Annotated in this window: 19 protein-coding genes; 11 read left to right on the top strand and 8 right to left on the bottom strand. The window is 72.0% G+C overall.

All coding sequences use genetic code 11. The annotated features are described in order from the left end of the window. Positions 1-3: 3 nt before the first annotated feature. Together ACX25U_RS05180 and ACX25U_RS05185 are read right to left on the bottom strand one after the other, a co-directional pair. Positions 4-1203: an ABC transporter substrate-binding protein gene (locus ACX25U_RS05180; RefSeq protein ID WP_454389353.1), complete on the bottom strand. Its 1200-nt coding sequence runs from the start codon at positions 1201-1203 to the stop codon at positions 4-6. Between the two features lie 32 nt (positions 1204-1235). Next, positions 1236-2273: an ABC transporter ATP-binding protein gene (locus ACX25U_RS05185; protein WP_454389354.1), complete on the bottom strand. Its 1038-nt coding sequence runs from the start codon at positions 2271-2273 to the stop codon at positions 1236-1238. Positions 2274-2477: 204 nt separating this feature from the next. Between ACX25U_RS05185 and ACX25U_RS05190 the strand changes: the two genes are divergently transcribed. Together ACX25U_RS05190 and ACX25U_RS05195 are read left to right on the top strand one after the other, a co-directional pair. Beyond that, positions 2478-3167: a FadR/GntR family transcriptional regulator gene (locus ACX25U_RS05190; RefSeq protein ID WP_454394097.1), complete on the top strand. Its 690-nt coding sequence runs from the start codon at positions 2478-2480 to the stop codon at positions 3165-3167. Between the two features lie 101 nt (positions 3168-3268). Beyond that, the gene (locus ACX25U_RS05195) at positions 3269-4045 is read left to right on the top strand and encodes a cache domain-containing protein (protein WP_454389355.1); all 777 of its coding nucleotides are present in this window, start codon (positions 3269-3271) and stop codon (positions 4043-4045) included. 83 nt (positions 4046-4128) lie between these two features. Here ACX25U_RS05195 and ACX25U_RS05200 read toward each other — a convergent pair whose 3' ends face one another. Next, on the bottom strand, positions 4129-4800 hold the full coding sequence (locus ACX25U_RS05200) for an MmyB family transcriptional regulator (protein WP_454389356.1): 672 nt from the start codon (positions 4798-4800) through the stop codon (positions 4129-4131). Between the two features lie 236 nt (positions 4801-5036). On the opposite strand from ACX25U_RS05200, the gene ACX25U_RS05205 reads away from it, so the two are divergent. The 3 genes from ACX25U_RS05205 to ACX25U_RS05215 all read left to right on the top strand — a co-directional run bounded on the left by ACX25U_RS05205 (position 5037) and on the right by ACX25U_RS05215 (position 6977). After that, entirely contained in the window at positions 5037-5693 is a 657-nt protein-coding gene (locus ACX25U_RS05205) for a helix-turn-helix domain-containing protein (protein WP_454389357.1), read from the top strand. A gap of 32 nt (positions 5694-5725) precedes the next feature. Further along, complete coding sequence (locus ACX25U_RS05210; protein ID WP_454394099.1) at positions 5726-6286, top strand: toxin-antitoxin system, toxin component; 561 nt, start codon at positions 5726-5728, stop codon at positions 6284-6286. Positions 6287-6749: 463 nt separating this feature from the next. Further along, positions 6750-6977 (top strand): hypothetical protein, encoded by a 228-nt coding sequence (locus tag ACX25U_RS05215; protein WP_454389358.1) that lies wholly within the window; start codon positions 6750-6752, stop codon positions 6975-6977. A 5-nt stretch (positions 6978-6982) separates the two neighbouring features. Here the strand turns inward: ACX25U_RS05215 and ACX25U_RS05220 are convergent, their stop codons facing one another. Beyond that, positions 6983-7663 carry a 4'-phosphopantetheinyl transferase family protein gene (locus ACX25U_RS05220; RefSeq protein ID WP_454389359.1) on the bottom strand — a complete coding sequence of 227 codons (681 nt, stop codon included), beginning with the start codon at positions 7661-7663 and terminating at the stop codon, positions 6983-6985. Next, complete coding sequence (locus ACX25U_RS05225; RefSeq protein WP_454389360.1) at positions 7660-8520, bottom strand: metallophosphoesterase family protein; 861 nt, start codon at positions 8518-8520, stop codon at positions 7660-7662. Before ACX25U_RS05225 ends, ACX25U_RS05220 begins: the two co-directional genes overlap by 4 nt. Before the next feature lie 289 nt (positions 8521-8809). Between ACX25U_RS05225 and ACX25U_RS05230 the strand changes: the two genes are divergently transcribed. After that, the gene (locus tag ACX25U_RS05230; RefSeq protein ID WP_454389361.1) at positions 8810-9895 is read left to right on the top strand and encodes an ATP-grasp domain-containing protein; all 1086 of its coding nucleotides are present in this window, start codon (positions 8810-8812) and stop codon (positions 9893-9895) included. Positions 9896-10141: 246 nt separating this feature from the next. Here the strand turns inward: ACX25U_RS05230 and ACX25U_RS05235 are convergent, their stop codons facing one another. Continuing rightward, positions 10142-11479, bottom strand: coding sequence for a 6-phospho-beta-glucosidase (locus ACX25U_RS05235; protein ID WP_454389362.1), 1338 nt, complete (start codon positions 11477-11479; stop codon positions 10142-10144). Positions 11480-11642: 163 nt separating this feature from the next. Next, positions 11643-12938 carry a lipase family protein gene (locus ACX25U_RS05240; protein WP_454389363.1) on the bottom strand — a complete coding sequence of 432 codons (1296 nt, stop codon included), beginning with the start codon at positions 12936-12938 and terminating at the stop codon, positions 11643-11645. Between the two features lie 361 nt (positions 12939-13299). Here ACX25U_RS05240 and ACX25U_RS05245 point away from each other — a divergent pair, with 361 nt between their 5' ends. The 5 genes from ACX25U_RS05245 to gnd all read left to right on the top strand — a co-directional run bounded on the left by ACX25U_RS05245 (position 13300) and on the right by gnd (position 20359). Continuing rightward, positions 13300-14715, top strand: coding sequence for a glycoside hydrolase family 16 protein (locus ACX25U_RS05245; protein ID WP_454389364.1), 1416 nt, complete (start codon positions 13300-13302; stop codon positions 14713-14715). 649 nt (positions 14716-15364) lie between these two features. After that, positions 15365-16879 carry a glucose-6-phosphate dehydrogenase gene (gene zwf, locus ACX25U_RS05250; RefSeq protein ID WP_454389365.1) on the top strand — a complete coding sequence of 505 codons (1515 nt, stop codon included), beginning with the start codon at positions 15365-15367 and terminating at the stop codon, positions 16877-16879. Continuing rightward, positions 16876-17802 carry a glucose-6-phosphate dehydrogenase assembly protein OpcA gene (opcA, locus tag ACX25U_RS05255; protein ID WP_454389366.1) on the top strand — a complete coding sequence of 309 codons (927 nt, stop codon included), beginning with the start codon at positions 16876-16878 and terminating at the stop codon, positions 17800-17802. Before zwf ends, opcA begins: the two co-directional genes overlap by 4 nt. A gap of 1 nt (position 17803) precedes the next feature. Then, on the top strand, positions 17804-19444 hold the full coding sequence (gene pgi / locus ACX25U_RS05260; RefSeq protein ID WP_454389367.1) for a glucose-6-phosphate isomerase: 1641 nt from the start codon (positions 17804-17806) through the stop codon (positions 19442-19444). Positions 19445-19459: 15 nt separating this feature from the next. Continuing rightward, positions 19460-20359 carry a phosphogluconate dehydrogenase (NAD(+)-dependent, decarboxylating) gene (gene gnd / locus ACX25U_RS05265; protein WP_454394101.1) on the top strand — a complete coding sequence of 300 codons (900 nt, stop codon included), beginning with the start codon at positions 19460-19462 and terminating at the stop codon, positions 20357-20359. 10 nt (positions 20360-20369) lie between these two features. Here gnd and ACX25U_RS05270 read toward each other — a convergent pair whose 3' ends face one another. Next, complete coding sequence (locus tag ACX25U_RS05270) at positions 20370-22160, bottom strand: bifunctional sugar phosphate isomerase/epimerase/4-hydroxyphenylpyruvate dioxygenase family protein (protein ID WP_454389368.1); 1791 nt, start codon at positions 22158-22160, stop codon at positions 20370-20372. Between the last annotated feature and the right edge of the window lie 33 nt (positions 22161-22193).

Raw genomic sequence — 22193 nt, forward strand, 5'->3', positions numbered from 1 at the left:
GGTTCAGCCCTTGATCTCGGTCCAGGCCTGCACCCACTTGGCGTACGGCACGCACTTGACGTCGGTGCGGCCGTCCAGGCACTGCTCGATCGGCGTGTTCCAGAAGGCGACCCGCTTCCAGTAGGCGGTGTCGGCCGCGTGGTAGGTGGTGCAGAAGTTCTTGTCACTGGTCTGCTCGCAGGCCTCGGCGTTGGCGGGGGCCTCGCCGAAGTACTCGGCGACCTGGGCGTTGGCCTTCGGGGAGACGATCCAGTCCAGCCACTTGTAGGCGCAGTTGGGGTGCTTGGCCTTGGCGGAGATCATCCAGGTGTCGGACCAGCCGGTCGCCCCCTCCTTCGGCACGAACGCCTTGACCTTGGCGCCCTCGGAGGCGGCGAGGTTCGCGATCACCTGCCAGGTGGTGCCGACCACGGAGTCACCGCTCTTGAAGGCGGAGACCTCCTTGAGGTAGTCGCCCCAGTATTCGCCCACGTATCCGTTCTGCTTCTTCAGCAGGGCCACGGCGGCGTCGAACTGCTTCTGGTCGAGGGCGTACGGGTCCTTGATCTTCAAGTCGGGCTTGGTGGCCTTGAGATACAGGGCGGCGTCGGCGATGTAGATGGGCGAGTCGTAGGCCGTGACGTGGCCCTTGTGCTTCGCCGCGTCGTCGAAGACGGCGGACCAGGAGTCGGGCGCGGGCTTGACCTTCTCGGTGTTGTACATCAGCAGGTTGGCGCCGCGGCCGTGCGGAATGCCGTAGGCCTTGCCCTTGACGGAGTTCCAGGCCTGCATCTTCAGGTCGCCGAAGATGTCCTTGTAATTCGGCACGAGGGCGGTGTTGACCGGGGCCGCGTCGCCGGAGGCGATCAGGCGCAGGGAGGCGTCGCCGGAGGCGGACACGGTGTCGTACTGCCCCGTCTTCATCAGCTTGACCATCTCGTCGGAGCTGGCCGCGACTTTGGAGTGCACCTGACAGCCAGTTTGCTTCTCGAAGTCGCTGACCCAGTCGACCTCGGGGTCGTTGGAGCCGTTTTCGACGTAGCCGGCCCAGGCGATGACGTTGACCTGGCCCTCGGTCTTGCCGAGCTTGGACTGCGCCTTGAGATCGGGAGGGTTGAGGCCGGTCGCGGAGGAGTTGCTCCCGGAGCCGGAGGAGCCGCAGGCGGTGGCGGCGAGCAGCAGTGTGGCGGCGGCGGCCGTCTTCAGGGTTCGGGTGAGGCGCACGACGTACTCCATGGGGAAGGGGGGCGTGGGGCTCAGCGGGGGTCGGGGACCTGGACGGCGTGGCGGCGGTGCCACGTCAGGCGTACCCGGGTGCCGCGGTAGGCGGCGACGTCCTCGGCGGAGGTCTCCAGGTTCTGCTGGAGCGCGACGATGCGGCCGCCGGCGTCGAGGTCGACCAGGAAGCGGGTGGAGTCGCCCAGGTAGGCGACTTCGGCGACGGTGCCCGCGGCGGTGGCGTGCTCGGGCTCGTCGGCGTCGGCGGACTCCTTCAGGACGCGGATCTTCTCCGGCCGGATGCTGTGGATGCCGGGGACGCCGAGGATCCGCCGGGCCGACTCCCCCTGGAGGAGGTTGGAGGTGCCGACGAAGGACGCGACGAACGGGGTCGCGGGCCGTTCGTAGATCTCGGCGGGGGTGCCCACCTGTTCGATGCGGCCCTGGTGGAAGACGGCGACGCGGTCGCTCATCGTCAGGGCCTCCTCCTGGTCGTGGGTGACGAACACGAAGGTGATGCCGACCTCGCGCTGGAGCGCCTTGAGTTCGACCTGCATCTGCTCGCGCAGCTTGAGGTCGAGGGCGCCGAGCGGTTCGTCGAGCAGCAGGAGGCGGGGACGGCCGACCAGGGCGCGGGCGAGGGCGACGCGCTGGCGCTGGCCGCCGGAGAGCTCGGCCGGGCGCCGTCTGCCGTATCCGTCCAGGCGCACCTGGGCGAGGGCCTCGCGGGCGCGGACGAGCCGGTCGGCCTTGGGCACCTTGCGGATCTTCAGGGAGTAGGCGACGTTCTGCTCGACGGTCATGTGCGGGAAGAGGGCGTAGTCCTGGAAGACGGTGTGGACGTCCCGTTCGAAGGGCGCGAGGCCGGTGACCTCCTGCCCGGCGAGTTCGACGCGGCCCTCGGTGGGGGCCTCGAAACCGGCGATCAGGCGCAGGACCGTGGTCTTGCCCGAACCGGACGGGCCGAGCATCGAGAAGAACTCCCCGTCCCGGATCTCCAGGTCGACCCCGGCCACCGCGGCCGTCTCCCCGAACGTCTTGCGCAGGCCCTGCAGCCGGACCGCGACTCCCTCCATGCGGGAACCTTTCTGGCACTCGTGAGCGTTGAGTGGAAACATATGAAGTCATAGTTCAGAGCTCAAGACCGCCTATGGGTAAAACTTGGGTCAACTGGCAAGGTGGTGGCCGTGAAGCAGCGACACGTCGAGGACGGGGCCAGGAGCCCGCGCGGGACGGTTGACGCGGGCGAGGCCGGCACCCGGAGAGCCGTCTTCGCGCCGGTGGAGAGCCGGGCTCGGGTGGAAGCGGTGGTGCGCAGGATCGGCGACGCCATCGAACTCGGCCTGCTCGCCGACGGGGAGCAGTTGCCCGGCGAGAGCGAACTGGCCGGGCAGCTCGGCGTGTCCACGGTGACCCTGCGGGAGGCGCTGATGGCGCTGCGGCAGCAGGGTCTGGTCACCACCCGGCGCGGGCGCGGCGGGGGCAGTTTCGTCTCGCTGCCCGAACTCCCCTGCGAGGAGCGGCTGAAGACCCGGCTGCGCGGCTGGAGCACCGAGGAGCTGCGCGACCTCGGCGACCACTGGGCCGCGCTGTCGGGCGCGGCGGCCGGGCTCGCGGCGGAGCGCACCGAACCCGACGATCTGGGCCAACTTCTCCGTACGGTCCAGGAGTTCGCGAGCGCCGAGGAGGCGGCGGCACGCAGCCGGATCTACGGCCGGTTCCACGTGGAGCTGGCGGCGGCCGCGCAGTCCGCCCGGCTCACCCGGGAGCAGATCGCACTCCAGACGGAGGTCGGGGCGCTGCTGTGCCTGGTGCTCGCGGACGACGAATATCGTGAAGAAGTCGCAGATCGTCATCGCGCCGTCATCTCCGCCGTGCAGGATGGGGCCCGTGATTCGGCCCGTACGCCGGCCGAGCGGTGCGTCCAGGAGTCGGCGGCGCGGCTCATCGCCGTGCGGCTGGACCTCTGAGAACCTGCCGTCCAACTCCCGCCGTCCGCTTGAAGGGCGGGCGGGGGTTCGACGGCAGGCTCTGTCGATGCGGCGTCCGGCCCCGCCCGCTGGAGGACGCCATGAGCACGAGCCCCGTACTCGTCGGGGCGGCGACGCGCGACGCCTCCGCCGAGGAGCGCGTCGCCGCGCGGGTGGGCCGCGTGCTGGAAGCGGTGTTCGACGCGGTCGCCGAGACCCGCGCCGGGACGGCCGATCTGCTGGCGCGGGTGATCGCCGAGGGCCGCGTGCCGGTCAGCGCCGACCTCGCCGCGCTGCGGCCGGGGCTGCATCTGCGGCTGACCCGCGGGGAACTGGTGTCCGGGGTCGGCTTCGTCGCCGCGCCGGGACTGCTGGCCGACGTACCGGCGTGGCTGGAGTGGTGGCAGAGCACCGCACAGGGGGACGTACGGCCGTTGCTGCTCGACCTGGATCCGCGGCAGTCGGCGTACTCGGACTACACGCACTGGGACTGGTACACCCTGCCCCGTGACACCGGACTGCGGGCCGTGGCCGGGCCCTACGTGGACTACCTGTGCTCCGACGAGTACAGCCTGACCCTGTCCGCTCCGGTCGAGGTGGCGGGCCGGTTCACGGGGGTGGCCGCGGCCGACGTGTACCTACGGCACTTCGAGGCAGCCGTACTGCCACTGCTGCGCGAACTGCCCGGCCCCGCCCACCTGGTGAACGCCCGCGGCCGGGTGGCGGCCTCCGCCGATCCTGCGCATCTGGCCGGATCCCTCACCAGGGGCCCGGACTTCGCGGCGGTGCTGGAGCGCGCGCACACCGCGGCCGTCGGCAGGACACGCCTGGTGCCGTGCCGGGGCGTACCGCTCGTCCTCGTGGTGGGCGGGCGGTGACGTACGCGGGAAGCGCCGTGGACACAGTGGACGGCCGGAGTGAGCCCGGCGCCGTCGGCGACCTGAACGCCGACGGTGCCGGGTCAGGCCTCCGGGGTGGGGACCACGGTGAGGTGGCCGGAGGTGCGCCGGGCGCGGCGGGGTCTGCGCGGGGCCGGGGCGGGGCGGCGGGTCTCGCGCAGGACCAGGGTGAGGCGGGTGTAGCCGAGGTCGCGCAGGGTGGCCGGGGTCTCCTCGATGATGCGGCACTCGGTGGCGCCCCAGCGCGGGTCGGGGTGCAGCAGGGGGCGGACCGCGCCGTCGGACTCCACGGCGGTCTCGCCGACCGCGCGGATCCAGTGCGGCAGACCCTGCCGGTAGGCGGCCTCCATGATGGGGTCCTCGGCGATGTCCCGGCGGATGGCCTGCAGTTCGTGGTCGTGGCCGCAGCGCTCCACGGTCGCGGCGAAGTGGGCCAGCATCGGCAGGCACCAGCGCGACTCGTGCTCGCCGAGGACCGTGCCCGCGTCCGGGTGGAAGAGGACGAAGCGGAGGAAGTTGTCGCCCGGCATGGCCGTCGGGTGCGGGCCGACGCCGCGGAAGAGCGACGTGAACGCGCTGTTGGTCAGGACCACGTCCCAGCGGTGGTCGACGACGAGGGAGGGAAAGGAGACGGCCTCCAGAAACCTGGCGTAGTCCCGCAGGTAGGCCTGCGCCTCGGGACGGACGGGGACGGACCGCGGCGCCGGCCGCTGCCCTCCTGCCTGATATGCCATCGGGAGGTCACCCCTTACGCCTCTGCGGCCTTCACGCGGCGCCTTGATCCTGCTGCTCACCGACGAGCCGTGTCAACTATCGTGGCATTTCATGCCGCTTGACGGCTGAAATTGGCCACAGTTGTGGCGAGACCTGGATGTGAGTTCGAACCACCCGCTACTCTCCGGGAAGTTCACGGCACACCGCCTTGTGAGAAGTCCGTGAGAAGTCCGTGAGAGACGTAGGAGATCTGTCGGTGACGGATGGCATCGAGGATCCGGGCGCCACGGCGTCGGCCGTGCTGCCGGCCGTCGTCGCACGCGTCACCGCGCTCGCCGACCGGCTCGGCGTGCCCCAGGCGGAGGTCTTCGACGTCGGCCGCCTGTCCGTGGCCTGCGGCGTGCCGGAGCCTGTGGTCAGGGCCCTGCTGAGCGGCCGGCCCGCGGGCGAGCCGGATGTGCAGGCCCGGTTCCTGCAGCGGCTGGACCTGCTGCGCCGCACCCGGCTCAAGCCCAACGGGCGCCGCTACACCCAGCAGGAGATCGCCGACGGCGCGGGCATGTCGCGGCAGCAGGCGGGCGCCCTGATCAACGGCGACCGGCGCCCGACGATGGAGCACTGCGACGCCATTCAGCGCTTCTTCCGGGTGCACGCCGGGTTCCTCACCGCCGAGGACCCCGAGGCGCTGGCGGGCGCTCTGCAGCGCACCGAGCAGGAACTGCTCCAACGGCTCGCCGACCGCGAGCGGGAGGCGGCCGCGGAGGCCGACGACCCGCTGGAGCGGCTGCTGCAGGACCACGGGGTGCGCGGGATCGCGTGGCGGGCCGCGCAGCTGCCCACCGACCAGCACCGGGACAAGGTCGCCGAGTGGCTGGACATGCTTCTGGAGAGCGTCAAGCGGCCCGAGTCGTGATGCTGGGGAGAGGCATGGGCATCGGCAGGGACATGCGTCGGCTGTGCGCCGAGCTGGTCGACGAGCTGACGCTGCCGGCGCCGGCCCGGCCCGCCGACCTGTACGCCGCGCTGTGCGACGCGATGAGCAGGCGCCGCGGGCGGCCCGTCCGCTTCCGTACGGCCGCCTTCCCGCCCGGGACCGCCAGCGGGCTGTGGCTCGACATGACCGACCAGGATCTGGTCCTGGTCGAGGAACGCACCGCACCCGACCACCAGTTGGTCATCCTGGGCCATGAGTTGTGGCACATGAAGGCCGGCCACCGCAGCCACCACGTCGACGGTGTCGGCGTCGCCGCCCGTCTGCTCGACGACGGCGCGGACCTCCGGACGGCCGTGCACAGGGCCGCCGCGCGCAGCCGCTTCGACCTGGCCGAGGAGGAGGAAGCCGAAAGCTTCGGCCTCCTGCTCGCCAGCAAGTGCCGTACCTGGCTGGCGGGTTCGTCCCTGCGCGGCCCGGTACAGCGCGACCACCTGGCCGGCCGGATCGAGGCGTCGCTGGGCTATCTGGGGCGGCGGGTGGAGGGGGAGGGCTCGGGCAGGGGGCGCCCGTAGGCGGGGCTTCCCGCGGACGCGGAGCCTTCGGGGACGCGGAGCCTTCGGGGACGCGGAGCCTTCGGGGACGCGGAGCCTTCGGGGACGCGGAGCCTTCGGGGACGCGCGTTGCCCGAAGACTCGGGGTGTCCGAAGACACGGCCCGCCCGTAGACGCGGCCCGTTCCGAGGCGGGGCATTCGCAGCCGCGGCCCACCGGAACAGACGCACCGCCCGACGACACGCGGCCTTCGGAGGCGTGGGCCACCCCGAAGACACCGCCCCGCCCGAGGGCGCGGGCGTTCGGGGACCGGGGAACCTCCTGGGTTCGGCTGCGCTGAGCGGGGGATCCGGTGCCGGGTGTGGGGGGATTGTCAGTGGGGGGCGGCAAGCTGGGAGGTGCGCCGCCGTTGTGTGGGGGTGCGTGCGCCGTCCGGGTGACCGGGGGCGTGACCGTGTGACGCCGAAACCGGGGAGAGCGACCCATGCCCACCGCCGTACTGACCAGCCACGAACGCGCCGCCGTCCAGGCGTATCTGAGGCTCCTGCACACCGTGCGCGCCGCCTTCGACGGCCCCCCGGACGGTGTACGGCCCAGGGCGGTGCCGCCCGCCGTGCTCGCCGAAGCGGAGCAGGCCCTGGCCGGAGCGGGCCTGTCGGGCAACGAGGACGCCTTCTTCCGGCTGCTGCGCAGCTGGTGCCCGCAATCGTGAACCGGTCAGGGGGGCGGGACCGTCACCGCCGTGGCCACCAGGCCCCGCCCGACGGTCCAGCGCCCCTCGAAGTGGCCGAGGCGCCGGCCGCCGACCAGCGGGCCCGGGACGAGGAGCCGGGCCCGGAAGCCGCCGTGCCGCGCGGTTCCCGGGGCGGTGTGGACCTCGATGTCCGCCTCCGCGAAGTCCAGCCACTCGCCGGTGAGCGGGAACCAGGTCTTGTAGACGGACTCCTTCGCGCTGAAGAGCAGCCGGTCCCAGTGCACGCCCGGGTGCCGCGCGGCCAGATCGGCCAGGCGCCGTTCCTCGGTGGCGAGGGCGACCGTGGACAGCACGCCCTCCGGCAGCGGGGCGTGGGGTTCGGCGTCGATGCCGAGGGAGGCCAGGTCGGTGGTGCGGACCAGGGCGGCGGCGCGGTAGCCGTCGCAGTGGGTCATGCTGCCGGCCAGGCCGTCCGGCCAGCGCGGGGCTCCCCGCTCACCGGGCAGGACGGGCTGCGGCGGCACGCCGAGCTTCTCCATGGCGCGGCGGGCACAGGCGCGCACGCCGGCGAACTCGCGCCGGCGCTTGTCGACCGCCCGCGCCACCACCGCCCGCTCCTCGGGGTACAGCGGGACCGGGTCGGTCCCGTCGTCGCCGTACGCCTCCACGGCCACCACCGAGTCCGGGAGCAGTTCCTCGATCACCGGGTTCCGACCTCCGGAGGGAGTATGCGGCGCAGCCTGCCCGGCGGTTCCGGGCGCCTCCGCCACTCGCGGGGGTAGCCCACGGACACCTCCTCGAAGCGGACGCCCTCGTGCCAGGTGGTGCGCGGGATGTGCAGATGGCCGTAGACCATGGCGGCCACGCGGAAGCGCCGGTGCCAGTCGGCGGTGCGCCGGGTCCCGCACCACATGGCGAACTCGGGGTACCGCAGGACGTCCGTCGGGTGCCGGTCCAGCGGGTAGTGGTTGACGAGCACGGTCGGCAGGTCGCCGGGGAGTTCGGCGAGCCGGCGCTCGGTCCCGGCGACCCGGGCCGCGCACCAGGCCTCGCGGCTCGGGTACGGGTCGGGGTGCAGCAGGTACTCGTCGTTGCAGACGATGCCGGTGCCGTGCGCGTAGGCCAGTCCCTCGTCCTTGGTCGCGCAGCCGGGCGGCAGGAAGGAGTAGTCGTACAGCAGGAACAGCGGCGCCACGGCCACCGGTCCGCCCGGCCCGTCCCAGACCGGGTAGGGATCCTCGGGCGTCGTCACGCCCAGTTCGCGGCACAGCTCGACCAGGTGCTCGTAGCGGGCGACGCCGCGCAGGGTGACGGCGTCACGCGGGTGGGTCCACAGCTCGTGGTTGCCGGGGGTCCAGATCACCTTGCGGAAGCGGCTCGCCAGGGTCTTCAGGGCCCAGCGGACGTCGGCGACGGTCTCGGCGACGTCCCCGGCCACGAGCAGCCAGTCCTCGTCCGTCGCGGGTGCCATCCGCTCGACCAGGGCGCGGTTCTCGCTGTAGCCGATGTGCAGGTCACTGACGGCCAGCAGCTGTCCGGCACCGTCGGCCTTCCCCGTCACCTCTCGCCCCCTCGCCCCCGGTCGCCCACACGATGGGCACCACAAGAGCACATCGGGCGGCGACGAAACAAGGGCGACCCGCGCCGTCCGCGGTCCGGGCACGGGCACGGGCACAGGACGGGCCGATCCATGCCATCCGCGTGGCGGTCCATGGCCGAAGAAGGTCGTATGATCGCCCCAACACCGCCGCCGGAACTCCTTTTCGCGCAGCGCGGCTCGGTGTTCCTCCTTCCCTCTTGGCCGGGCTCGGCCGGCTTCGCCCTGCCCGCGAACCCGAAAGGCGGCCTGCATGGCCTCTCGCGTACGCGTCTGGCTCAACCGCACGTACGCGGAGAACGTGTTCTTCATGGATCAGCTGCGGAGGAATCCCAGCGACCGGGCCGTCGAGATCCATGCCACGCACGGCGATCCCGACTCCCCCGTACTGGCCGCCGCCGACACCGCCGAACCGGAACCCGGGGGCCTGTCCCCGGACGCGTACGTCGAGTACGCGCTCGACCAGTGCGCGCGGCGCGGCATCGACGTGTTCGTGCCGCGGTTGCACCAGGCCGCGATCGTGGCGCACCGCGCCGACTTCGCGGCGCTCGGCACCGCGCTGCTCGCGCCGACGCCCGAGGCGGTGGCCGTCTTCGCGGACAAGGCGACGGCGTACGAGGCGGTCCGGTCGATCGGCGTGCCGGTGCCGCCGTGGTGGCGGGTGCGCACGTCCGGTGAACTCCTCGCCGCAGTCGAGGAGTTGGAGGCGGCCGGGCACCTGGCCTGTTTCAAGCCGGCGTCCGGCGCGGGCGGGGCGGGTTTCCGCGTCATCACGCGCGCGCCTTTCTCGCTCACGCATCTGAGTGGCTTCCCGGGCCCCCAGGTCCCGCTGGATCTGGTCCTGCGGGCGCTGGAGCAGGCGGACGGGCCGGTCGACTGGCTGGTGATGCCGCGCCTGGAGCGGCCGGAGGTGTCGGTCGACTGTCTGACCGGGCCGGACAACCGGATCAGGCTGGCCGTGGGCCGTACGAAGAACGGCCGCCGCCGCGGTTTCACGCTGCACGAGCAGTGGCTGGAGCCGGCCCGGCGGATCGCGGAGGGGTTCGGGCTGCACTACCTGTCCAACATCCAGTTCCGGATGTACGGCGACCGTCCGGTGCTGCTGGACGTCAACACGCGCCCGGCGGGCGGCCTGCACCAGCTGTCGCTGTGCGGGATCAACGCGCCCTGGGCGGCGGTGCGGTTGGCGCTCGGCGAGGATGCGGGCGAGGTGACGCCGCCCTTCCTCGGGCAGGACTACACCGTGGTGTCCGCGCCGCGTGCGCTGCGGCCGGTGTCGCTTCCCCGGCAGCGGACCGAGTCCCTGTCCCACGCGAAGGCGGGGATGACGCCGCTTTGAAAGTCCCGTCTTTTTCCCGAAGGTTTTTTCCGCCCGGGGTGTATCAGGGCCCGGAACAGCGACTCTCAAGTGTGGGGGCCACGGGGGAACACGGGGGAACACGGGGGAACACGGGGGAACACGGGGGAACACGGGGGAACACGGGGGAACACGGGGGAACACGGGGGAAAGGGAACGGGGGAGCACGGGGGACCGGGGCGGTCGGTCGCCGAACGGGGGAGCGACCGACCGGCCCCGCGAACACCCCTACGTCAGGTACGCGAGGCCGGGATGGACCGCGATGTAGCCGTCGACGAGGCGGCGGGCGACGTTCACCGAGTCGACGAGCGGGTGCAGCGCGAAGGCCTTCACGGCCGTCGCACGGGAGCCCGACTCGGCCGCGGCGAGCACCTCGCGCTCGACCGCCTTCACCGCGCAGACCAGCCCGGTGGCGTGACCGGGCAGCGGGTCCGCCGAGACCGGATGCGCGCCGCTCGCGTCGACGAGGCAGGGCACCTCGACGACGGCCTCGGAGTCCAGCACGGAGAGGGTGCCGCGGTTGCGGACGTTGAGGATCAGCGTGGTGCGTTCGTCGCGGGCGATGGCCCGCATCAGGGCGAGGGCCACCTTCTCGTAGCCGCCCGAGAGGTCGTCGGTCTCCCGCTCCCCCGCGCCGGCCGTCTCGCGGTTCTCGGCCATGTAGGTGGCCTCGCGCTCGGCGCGGGTGCGGTCCCAGGCCGCCAGCGCCGAGGTGTCCGGGTTCTGGGCCTCCTCGTAGAACCGGGCCTGCTGGTCGAGGAGGAAGGCGCCGCGGGTCTGAGCGGCGCACTTGTAGGCGCGTACGGCCTCGCGGTCGAAGTAGTAGTAGTGCAGGTACTCGTTGGGGATCGCGCCGAGCGAGCGCAGCCACTCGGCGCCGAAGAGCCTGCCCTCCTCGAAGGAGCCGAGCAGGCCGGGGTCGGCGAGCAGGCGCGGGAGTTCGTCGCGTCCGGCCACGCGCAGGCCGCGCACCCAGCCGAGGTGGTTGAGGCCGGCGTAGTCGATCCACGCCTGGCGCGGGTCCACGCCCAGCACGCGGGCGATACGGCGGCCGAGGCCGACCGGCGAGTCGCAGATGCCGATGACCCGGTCGCCGAGGTGGCGGGACATGGCCTCGGTGACCAGGCCGGCCGGGTTGGTGAAGTTGATGACCCAGGCGTCGGGCGCGAGGCGGGCCACCCGCCGGGCGATGTCGACGGCCACGGGCACCGTACGCAGCCCGTAGGCGATGCCGCCCGCACCGACCGTCTCCTGACCGAGCACGCCCTCGGCGAGCGCCACCCGCTCGTCGTGCGCCCGCCCCTCCAGGCCGCCGACCCGGATCGCGGAGAACACGAAGTCGGCTCCGCGCAGCGCCTCGTCCAGATCGGTGGTGGCCCGTACCGCGGGCGCGTCCGGCACCCCGGCGGCCTGCTCGGCCAGCACCCGCGTGACGGCGTCGAGGCGGCCCGCGTCCAGGTCGTGCAGGACGACGTGCGTCACCCGCCCTTCGGCGTGGTCGGTGAGGAGTGCGCCGTAGACGAGCGGTACGCGGAATCCGCCGCCGCCGAGGATGGTGAGCCTCACATCTGTACCTTTCGCGCCGTGCCTGGGTCGCTTCCAGGGCGGAGGGGTCCCGCCCACCCCCTACCCTTCCATCTCCCGAGGCTGCGCCCCGGGGCCCGCAAGGGCCCGGGTGCGTGGGGAACCGTGCGACCGGCCCCACGCACCCGCACCCGACGGCACACGGTCAGCAGTTGCCCACGACGGGCTCGCCGCTGAAGCGGGCCGTCAGCCAGGCGACCGTGCCGTTGATCGCCTGGGCGTCGCCCAGGAGGTGGTCACCGACGTAGGACGTCCACCGGGTGGTGACGCCCGCGGAGCAGTAGGCGCGGCGGGTGGCGTCGGCGACCTCGGCGGGGATCACCTCGTCGAGGACGCCGCGGTACTGCAGGACCGGGAAGCCGATCTCGTAGCGGGCGCCTGAGCCGGGGCGCCCGACGCCGACACCGAGTTTGTTGGCGGCTACCGCCTGTTCCCAGGTCGTGCCGTCCGGGCCCTCGAGCGCGAAGATCTGCTCCAGGGTGAGCCGGTCCTTGGTGTACGACTCGATCCGGGCGCCGGTGAAGCGCGCGACGGTGCCGAACGCGCACAGCGACTCGGCGTCCTTGAAGGCCTTCCTCCCCTGGTCGTCGAGGAGTTCGGTGAGCGGCATGTCCGGGTGGGTGATCGCCATGCCGATCACGGCGTCGACCAGGAACCCGGCGAACAGCCCGCCCTCCAGGTGCAGCGCCTCGGCCCGCAGGTCGGAGGGGATCCCGCCGGAGGCCGAGCCGACCACGTTCAGTTCGGGGGCGTAGGACCGGGCGAGCTGGGCGGCCCACAGGCTTCCGGCGCCGCCCTCGGAGTAGCCCCAGATGCCGACCGGCGCGTCGGGGCTCACCCCGCTGCCGGGGACCCGGGACGCGGCACGCGCCATGTCGAGGACGGCGTGACCGGCGTCGGGCCCGGCGACGTACGGGTGCACCTGGCCGTCGAGGTAGCCGGCGCCGTCCGTGGCGGCGATGGCGTAACCGGCCCTGAGCAGCGCCTGGATGTTCGGGCCCTCGTAGGCGTCCTGGTACTGGCCGGCGAGCTGTTTGGAGAAGGCGCACTGCGGCCCGATGCCCAGGGTGCCGGGGACGAACGCGACCAGTGGCCGCCGGCCGGGCCCCGTCCACGGGGTGCCGGGCACGATCACGGTGCCGGCCACGGAGACCGGGCTGCCCTGTCCGTCGGTCGACCCGTACTGCACCTTCCATGCGGTCAGCCGGGTGCTGTTGCCGACCATCGGCAAGGAGTCGATCCCGCGGCAGGAGACGATCTCGCCCGGTGCGGCCGTCGGGCGCGCCGGCGGCCGGTAGATGGCGGCGTCCGCCGCGGAACATGCCTGCGGCTCGACGGCCGACGCGGTGGCGACCGGCACCGCGGTCAGGCCACAGAGCAGGGCACCGGTGCCGAGCAGTGCGGCTCTCCTCGGCAGCGGTTTTCTCGACGCGAGTGGCATCACCTCGGACGTCCCTTCTGTGCGGTGAAGCGATGTGGGGTGAACTTACGGATGCGTAGGTTACGAACGAGTAGGGATCCGTGAATAGTCAACTGCGCACGAAGTACGGGGCGTTCATGCCGCACGCTCGTGACAATGCGGGACGCGGACCGGCGGGCCCCCGGGACAACACGGAAATCTCCGCCTTCATCAACCGAACTCCCGCGCCCCGCGAGGACTTTCCTTGTTTTAACTCTTGACGGCTGCCGGGCCCGAGAGCACATTGGCGGCGCACCCTCGCGTGAGAGCGCTCTCAAGACCTCCCCGGGCGCCCTCCCGCGAGGCTCTCGCGCACCCACTCCCCACCCGAGAGGCACCCCCCATGAGTGAACCCTCCGGCGCACCCGCCGGCACGCGTCGCAGACGGCGTTCCGCGCGGCGCGCGCTCGTCGCCGTCCTCGGCACGCTAGGTCTGGCGGCGGCCGTCGCCACCGCCGCGACCCTGCCCGCGAACGCCTCCGCCCCCACACCCCCGTCCGGCTGGACACAGGTCTTCCTCGACGAGTTCGACGGCCCCGCCGGGTCCGGCGTCAACACCGCCAACTGGCAATACGACATCGGGACTTCGTACCCGGGGGGCGCTCCCAACTGGGGTACCGGCGAGGTCGAGACGATGACCTCGAGCACCGACAACGTCTCCCTGGACGGCAACGGCAACCTGCGCATCACCCCGCGCCGGGACGCCTCCGGCAACTGGACCTCGGGCCGTATCGAGACCAAGCGCGCCGACTTCCAGCCCCCGGCCGGCGGCAAGCTGCGCGTGCAGGCCCGTATCCAGATGCCCGACGTCACCGGCGCCGCCGCCAAGGGCTACTGGCCCGCCTTCTGGATGCTGGGCGCGCCCTACCGGGGCAACTACTGGAACTGGCCGGGCGTCGGTGAGATCGACGTCCTGGAGAACGTCCAGGGCCTCAACACGAACTGGGCGACCCTGCACTGCGGCACCAGCCCGGGCGGACCGTGCAACGAGACCTCGGGCATAGGCGGTTCGACGTCGTGCACCGGCGCCACCTGCCAGGCGGGCTTCCACACCTACGCGGTGGAGTGGGACAAGTCGACCGGCCCCGAGGAGATCCGCTTCTACCTCGACGGGGTCAACTTCCACACCGTCAGGGCCAACCAGGTGGACGCGGCGACCTGGACCAACGCCACCAACCACGGCTACTTCATCATCCTGAACGTGGCGATGGGCGGCGGCTTCCCCGACGCATTCGGCGGCGGCCCCGACGGCGGCACCGAGCCCGGCCACCCGATGGTCGTGGACTATGTGCAGGTGCTCCAGTCCTCCGGCGGTGGGAGCGGTACCACACCTCCGCCGTCCGGCAACCGCGACGCCTACGCCCCCATCCAGGCCGAGTCCTACGACAGCCAGAGCGGCGTGACCACCGAGTCGACCACCGACACCGGCGGCGGCCGGAACATCGGCTCGCTCGCGAACGGCGACTGGGCGCTCTACAAGGGCGTCGACTTCAGGTCCACCCCGGCCAGGCAGTTCTACGCCCGCGTCGCCAGCGGTGCGCCGGGCGGGGTCAGCGGGCTGGTCGAGGTGCGCCTGGACAGCCGCGGCAACTCCCCCGTCGGCAGCTTCGCCGTGGGCAACACGGGCGGCTGGCAGTCCTGGCGGACGGTCCCCGCGAACATCAGCCCGGTGACCGGCACCCACGACGTCTACCTCACCTTCACCAGCGGCCAGCCGGCGGACTTCGTGAACGTCAACTGGTTCGACTTCGGCCACTGACCGGACATACGTTCGATCGGCTGGGGCTCCACGCACGCGCGTGGAGCCCCGTTGCCGTGTCGTCTGCATGATCAAGACCGTTCCGCGGTACTCGCTGGTTCGGCTCCGTCCAGACCCGCGCCGACCCGACGGCGGCGGCCGAGCGGCCGGCGGTCTCCTGCGGCGGGGTCGTACGGCGGCTCGAGGACGAGGTGAACAAGGGAGTTGACACGGAATGACCGACAAGCCCGCCGAGCCGGCGCGCGCCCAGGCCCCCGGCACGCCGGAGCCCGGCCCGCCGGGCACCGCGCCCGCGCCAGGCCCGGTGCCGGACGCCGCCGCGCAGGCCGGGTCGCCGGACCCCGGGGCCGCGGGAAGCCCGACGCCCAACGCTCCCGGAGCCCCGGGAAACCCGGCAGACGACGCCCCCGGGACCACAGAAAACCCGACGCCTGACGCTCCCGGAGCCCCGGGAAACGCCACGCCCCGCGCCCCCACAGCCGCGGGAGACCCGGCAGGCGACGCCCCCGGGACGCACAGTTCCTCCGGTGCCTCCGGCGCCCCCGCGCGGACGGAGGCAGCCCCCCAAGCCGCCGGCCCCGCACACGCACCCGCCGCCGAGGCCGCGAGGGGCGGCGTACACGTCCCGGTCGCGCCTGCCGCCGAATGGGTGAATCCGCTGCGCGATCCCCGGGACCGGCGGCTGCCGCGGATCGCGGGGCCGTCCGGGCTGGTCATCTTCGGGGTCACCGGCGACCTGTCCCGCAAGAAGCTGATGCCGGCCGTGTACGACCTGGCCAACCGCGGCCTGCTGCCGCCGGGCTTCTCGCTGGTCGGCTTCGCCCGGCGCGACTGGGAGGACCAGGACTTCGCGCAGGTGGTGTACGACGCCGTCAAGGCGCACGCCCGGACGCCGTTCCGGGAGGAGGTCTGGCAGCAGCTCTCCGAGGGCATGCGGTTCGTCCCCGGCGACTTCGACGACGACACGGCGTTCAAGCATCTGCGCACGGCCGTGGAGGAGCTGGACTCCTCCCGCGGCACCGGCGGAAACTTCGCCTTCTACCTCTCCGTACCGCCGAAGTTCTTCCCCAAGGTCGTGCAGCAGCTGAAGAAGCACGGGCTGACGAACGCACCGCGGGGCTCCTGGCGCCGCGCGGTCATCGAAAAGCCGTTCGGCCACGATCTGGCCAGCGCCCACCGGCTGAACCGGCTCGTGCACGAGGTGTTCGACCCGGAACAGGTCTTCCGCATCGACCACTACCTGGGCAAGGAGACCGTCCAGAACATCCTGGCGCTGCGCTTCGCCAACCAGATGTTCGAGCCGGTGTGGAACCGCTCCTACGTCGACCATGTGCAGATCACCATGGCCGAGGACATCGGCATCGGCGGCCGGGCCGGCTACTACGACGGCATCGGCGCCGCCCGGGACGTGGTCCAGAACCACCTGCTGCAGCTGCTGGCGCTCACCGCGATGGAGGAACCCATCGCCTTCGACGCCGACGCGCTGCTCACCGAGAAGCTGAAGGTGCTCAAATCGGTGCGGCTGCCCGAGGACCTGGGCGCCCACACCGTGCGCGCCCAGTACGCGGAGGGCTGGCAGGGCGGCGAGCGGGTCGTCGGCTACGTCCAGGAGGAGGGCATCGATCCGGGGTCGAAGACCGACACGTACGCGGCCGTCAAGCTGGGGATCGACAACCGCCGCTGGGCCGGCATCCCGTTCTATCTGCGCACCGGCAAGCGGCTGGGCCGCCGGGTCACCGAGATCGCGGTGGTCTTCAAGCGGGCCCCGCACTCCCCCTTCGACTCCACGGCCACCGAGGAGCTGGGCGAGAACGCGGTCGTGATCCGCGTCCAGCCGGACGAAGGCATGACAGTCCGGTTCGGCTCCAAGGTGCCGGGTACCTCCATGGAGATCCGGGACGTGTCGATGGACTTCGCCTACGGCGAGTCCTTCACGGAGTCCAGCCCGGAGGCGTACGAACGTCTCATCCTGGACGTGCTGCTCGGCGACGCCAACCTGTTCCCCCGCCACCAGGAAGTGGAAGAGTCCTGGAAGATCCTCGACCCGATCGAGGAGTACTGGGACAGGCACGGCAGGCCGGCCCAGTACCCGGCGGGCACATGGGGCCCGCGGGAAGCCGACGAGATGCTCGCACGAGACGGACGGAGCTGGCGCAGGCCATGAAGATCGACCTGACCGACACCACCGCGGGTGACATCAACAAGGCCCTGGTCCAGGGCCGCCGTGCCATCGGCACGGCGGCCGTGGGCATGGTCCTGACGATGGTCATCGTCACGGACGAGGAGAACGCCTACGACTCGCTCAAGGCCGCCGAGGAGGCCTCGCACGAGCACCCCTCGCGCACCCTGGTCGTGATCAGGCGGCACGCCCGCACCCTGCGGGACCGTACGCGCTCCCGGCTGGACGCGGAGGTACGGGTCGGCTTCGAGGCCGGCACCGGTGAGACGGTCGTGCTGCGCACCTACGGCGACGTGTCCGACCACGCCGACTCGGTGGTGCTGCCGCTGCTGCTGCCCGACGCGCCGGTCGTCGTGTGGTGGCCGGTGAACGCGCCCGACAACCCCTCCGCGGACCCGCTGGGCGGGCTGGCACAGCGCAGGATCACCGACCTGTACGCCGTCGAGCGCCCGCTGGAGGTCCTTGAGACCCGCGCCCGCTTCTACGCCCCCGGCGACACCGACCTCGCCTGGACCCGGCTCACCCTCTGGCGCTCGATGCTGGCCGCGGCTCTGGACCAGGCGCGGGCGAAGGTGACCTCGGCGGCCGTGGAGGCCGAGGCGGAGAACCCGAGCGCGGAGCTGCTGGCCCGCTGGCTTCAGGCCCGGCTGGGCGTGAGGACCGACCGCGTGGTCTCCCCCGGCCCGGTGGTCACGGCCGTACGGCTGGGCACCGGCAACGGGGAGATCGTCATCGACCGGCCCGAGGGCCCGCTGGCCACGCTGACCCTGCCGGGCCAGCCGCCGCGCTCCCTCGCGCTCAAGGTCCGTCCCCTGTCGGAACTCATCGCCGAGGAGCTGCGCCGCCTCGACGCCGACGACATGTACGCCGTCGCCCTGCGCGGCGAGGGCATCGAGGAGACCGTCTGACATGTCCGACACCCCCGAGCTCACCCGGCGGCCGGAGTGGACCGCGCTGCAGGACCACCGCGGCCAGTGGCAGGCGCATCTGCGGGAGCTGTTCGCGGCGGACCCCTCCCGCGCGGAGCGCTACACGGTGCGCGTCGGCGATCTGCGCATCGACTACTCCAAGAACCTGATCACCGACGAGACCCTGGCACTGCTGCAGGAACTGGCCGCCGCCACCGATGTGTTCGCCCTGCGCGACGCCATGTTCCGCGGCGAGAGGATCAACGTCACCGAGAACCGGGCCGTGCTGCACACCGCGCTGCGCGCCCCGCGGGACGCGGTGATCGAGGTCGACGGCGAGAACGTCGTGCCGAAGGTGCACGAAGTCCTCGACAGGATGAGCGACTTCGCGGACCGCGTCCGCTCCGGCGAGTGGACCGGGCACACCGGCAGGCGGATCCGCAACGTCGTCAACATCGGCATCGGCGGCTCCGACCTGGGCCCGGCGATGGCGTACGAGGCGCTGCGCGCGTACACCGACCGGGAGTTGACCGTCCGGTTCGTCTCCAACGTCGACGGCGCCGACCTGTACGAGGCCACCCGTGACCTGGACCCGGCGGAGACGCTGTTCATCGTCGCGTCCAAGACGTTCACCACCATCGAGACGATCACCAACGCGGCCTCGGCCCGCTCCTGGCTGCTCGCCGGTCTTGGCGGGGACGAAAAGGCGGTCGCGCGGCACTTCGTGGCCCTGTCGACCAACACGGAGAAGGTCACCGGGTTCGGCATCGACCCGGACAACATGTTCGAGTTCTGGGACTGGGTCGGCGGCCGGTACTCGTACGACTCCGCGGTCGGCCTCTCCCTGATGATCGCGATCGGCCCGGACCGCTTCCGGGAGATGCTCGACGGCTTCCGTATCGTCGACGACCACTTCCGCAACGCGCCGCCCGAGGCCAACGCCCCGCTGGTCCTCGGGCTGCTGGGCATCTGGTACGGCAACTTCTTCGAGGCGCGGACGCACGCGGTGCTGCCGTACTCGCACTACCTGTCGAAGTTCACCGCGTATCTGCAGCAGCTGGACATGGAGTCCAACGGCAAGTCGGTGCAGCGCGACGGAAAGCCGGTTCAGTGGCGGACCGGGCCGGTGGTGTGGGGCACGCCCGGCACCAACGGCCAGCACGCGTACTACCAGTTGATCCACCAGGGCACCGAGCTGATCCCGGCCGACCTGATCGGGTTCGTCAACCCGGTGGCCGAGCTGAGCGGTGGACTCAAGGCGCAGCACGACCTGTTGATGGCCAACCTGTTCGCGCAGGGGCAGGCGCTGGCCTTCGGCAAGACCGCGGACGAGGTGCGCGCCGAGGGGGTACCCGAGGAGCAGGTGCCGCACCGCACCTTCCACGGCAACCATCCCACCACGACCGTGCTGGCGACCGGGCTGACCCCGTCGGTCCTGGGCCAGTTGGTCGCGCTGTACGAGCACAAGGTGTTCGTGCAGGGCGCGGTCTGGAACATCGACTCCTTCGACCAGTGGGGTGTCGAGCTCGGCAAGGTGCTGGCCAAGCGCGTCGAGCCCGCGCTCACCGAAGGCGCCGAGGTTCCCGGTCTCGACCCGTCCACCGCCGCCCTCGTGGCCGCGTACCGCACTCTGAGGAAGTGAGCTGACATGGCATCGATCGAGTTGGGTCTGATCGGCCTCGGCAAGATGGGCGGCAGCATGCGGGAGCGCCTCCGCAACGCCGGCCTCACCGTGGTCGGCTACGACCGCAACCCCGAACTCTCCGACGTGGACAGCATGGTCGAACTCGTCGACCGGCTCGAGGCACCGCGCACGGTCTGGGTGATGGTCCCGGCCGGCTCGGCCACCCAGTACGTCATCGACCAGCTGACGACCCTGCTCAAGCCCGGCGACATCGTCGTCGACGGCGGCAACTCCCGGTGGACGGACGACGAGAGGCACGCCAAGCAGCTGCACGCGCGGGGCATCGGTTTCGTCGACGCGGGTGTCTCCGGCGGGGTATGGGGTCTGAAGAACGGCTACGCGCTGATGGTGGGCGGCGACGAGGAGCACGTCCGGTGGCTCGAGCCGATCTTCGACGCGCTCAAGCCGGAGGGCCCGTACGGCTTCGTCCACGCGGGCAAGGTGGGCGCGGGCCACTTCGCGAAGATGGTCCACAACGGCATCGAGTACGCGATGATGCAGGCCTACGCCGAGGGCTGGGAGCTGCTGGAGACCGTCCCGTCGGTCACCGACGCGCGCGAGGTGTTCCGGTCCTGGACGCGGGGCACCGTCATCCGCTCCTGGCTGCTGGAGCTCGCCGTCAACGCCCTGGACGACGACGAGCACCTCGAGAAGCTGCGCGGCTACGCGGAGGACTCCGGCGAGGGCCGCTGGACCGTGGAGGCCGGCATCGACAACGCCGTGCCGATGCCGGCCATCACCGCCGCCCTGTTCGCGCGGTTCACCTCCCGGCAGGAGGACTCCCCGCAGATGAAGATGGTCGCGGCGCTGCGCAACCAGTTCGGCGGGCACGTCGTGGAGGCGGTGAGGAAGGAGGCGGTGAGGAAGGACTGAACCGGATCCGTCAGCGTGTGGTGTGCCGGGCGTGCTGTGCCGCCAGGCGCACGGACGCGTTCGGGGCGCCGTAGCCGCGGTAGCCGGGGTCGCGCTGGACGAGTTCGAAGAAGAGCCGGCCGACGGTCTCGGTGTAGCAGTGCCTGAAGGCGCCCCCCGCGTCGCGGTCGTAGAGGATGCCGAGGTCGCGGTAGGTCTCCAGCTCCTCGTCGGGCAGGTCGTGGCGTGCCGCCAGGTCGTCGTAGTAGTTCGCCGGGATCGGCAGCAGGCGGCCTCCGGCGGCGCGGAAGCGGCGGGCGGCGGCGACCACGTCGTCGGTGGCCAGCGCGAGGTGCTGGGCGTGGGCGGTGTCGTCGGTGGGTGCCGCGCCGACGCCGAGGGCGATGCGGACGCTGCCGTCGGCGTTGGTCACCGCGCGGCTGCGCAGCAGCCCGTAGGGGTCGGCGACGTCGACGCTCTCCTGGGCGTCGAGGCCGAGCACGCTGCGGTGGAAGAGGGCCGCCTTGTCGAAGTGGTGCCAGGGCTGGGTGAGGGCGAGGTGGTCGACGCGCGCCACGTCCCCGGTGTCCGCCGGGGCGGCGACGTCCTCGAAGTCGGCCCGCCAGTTGGGCAGGTGCGGCTTTCCGGTGGCGCAGAAGAAGAGTTCCGTGCCGTCGGGGGCGGCCACCGCGTCCAGCGGGGCGTCCTCGGGGGCGCGGCGGCGGGGCAGTACGGGCGCCAGCAGGGCCTCGGCGCGGCGGGCGGCACCGGCGGGGTCCGGGGACTCCAGGCCGATCGCGGCGAGCTGGGTGCCCTCCCGGCGTACCGCTCCGGCGGTGTTGACCAGGATGCGGGCCTGCCCCTGCTGCCAGAGGTCGACGGGCTTGCCCCGGTGACGAGCGGTGCGGGTGAAGCCCAGCGCGTCCAGCATCGCCGTGACCGGTTCGACGTCCGGTGTGACCAACTCGGCGAAGGCGATGCCGGTGGGAACGACGGGCGCGGGCAGGTCCGCGATGCCGGCCGCCTCCTGCAGGCCGAGCAGCGAGCGGCGGGCGTCGACGGCGGTGGGGCCCGCGTCGGCCTGCCGGAAGACGTCGTTGAAAATCTCCAGGGAGAGGGGCCCGTCGTAGCCCGCGCGCAGCACGTGCCGCAGCAGACCGGCCAGGTCGAAGCCGCCCTGCCCGGGGAAGCAGCGGTAGTGGCGGCTCCACTGCAGCACGTCCATGGCGAGCTGCGGGGCGTCCGCGAGTTGCAGGAAGAAGATCTTCTCGCCGGGGATGTCCTCGATGCCCTTGGGGTCGGAACCCCGGGAGAGGATGTGGAAGCTGTCCAGACAGGTGCCGAGCGCCGGATGGCCGGCCGTCCGCACGAGGTTCCAGGCGTGGTCGTAGGTGCTGACGTGCCGGCCCCAGGCGAGTGCCTCGTAGGCGACGCGGATGCCGAAGTCCTGGGCGAGATCGGCGAGTCGGCTCAGCTGCTCGGCGGCCAGCGCGTCGTCGTCCACCGCCGTCGGGGAGACGTTGGAGCAGAGGAGGACGGTGTCCGCGCCCAGCCTGCGCATCAGCTCGAACTTGTGCCGGGCGCGGCGCAGGTTGCGGGCGAACTCCTCCTCTGGCACCGCTTCGATGTCCCGCATCGGCTGGTACAGCTCGATGGCGAGGCCGAGGTCGGCGCAGCGGGCGCGGATCTCCTCGGGGGTCAAAGGGCTCGCGAGCAGGTCGTTCTCGAAGATCTCCACGCCGTCGAAGCCGGCCCGGGAGGCGGCCGTGAGCTTCTCGGTGAGGGATCCGCTCAGCGAGACGGTGGCGATGGACGTACGCACCTGGGTACCTCTCTTCTGCTTCCGTGCTCTGCC

It is taken from the genome of Streptomyces sp. JNUCC 63 (assembly GCF_054366325.1).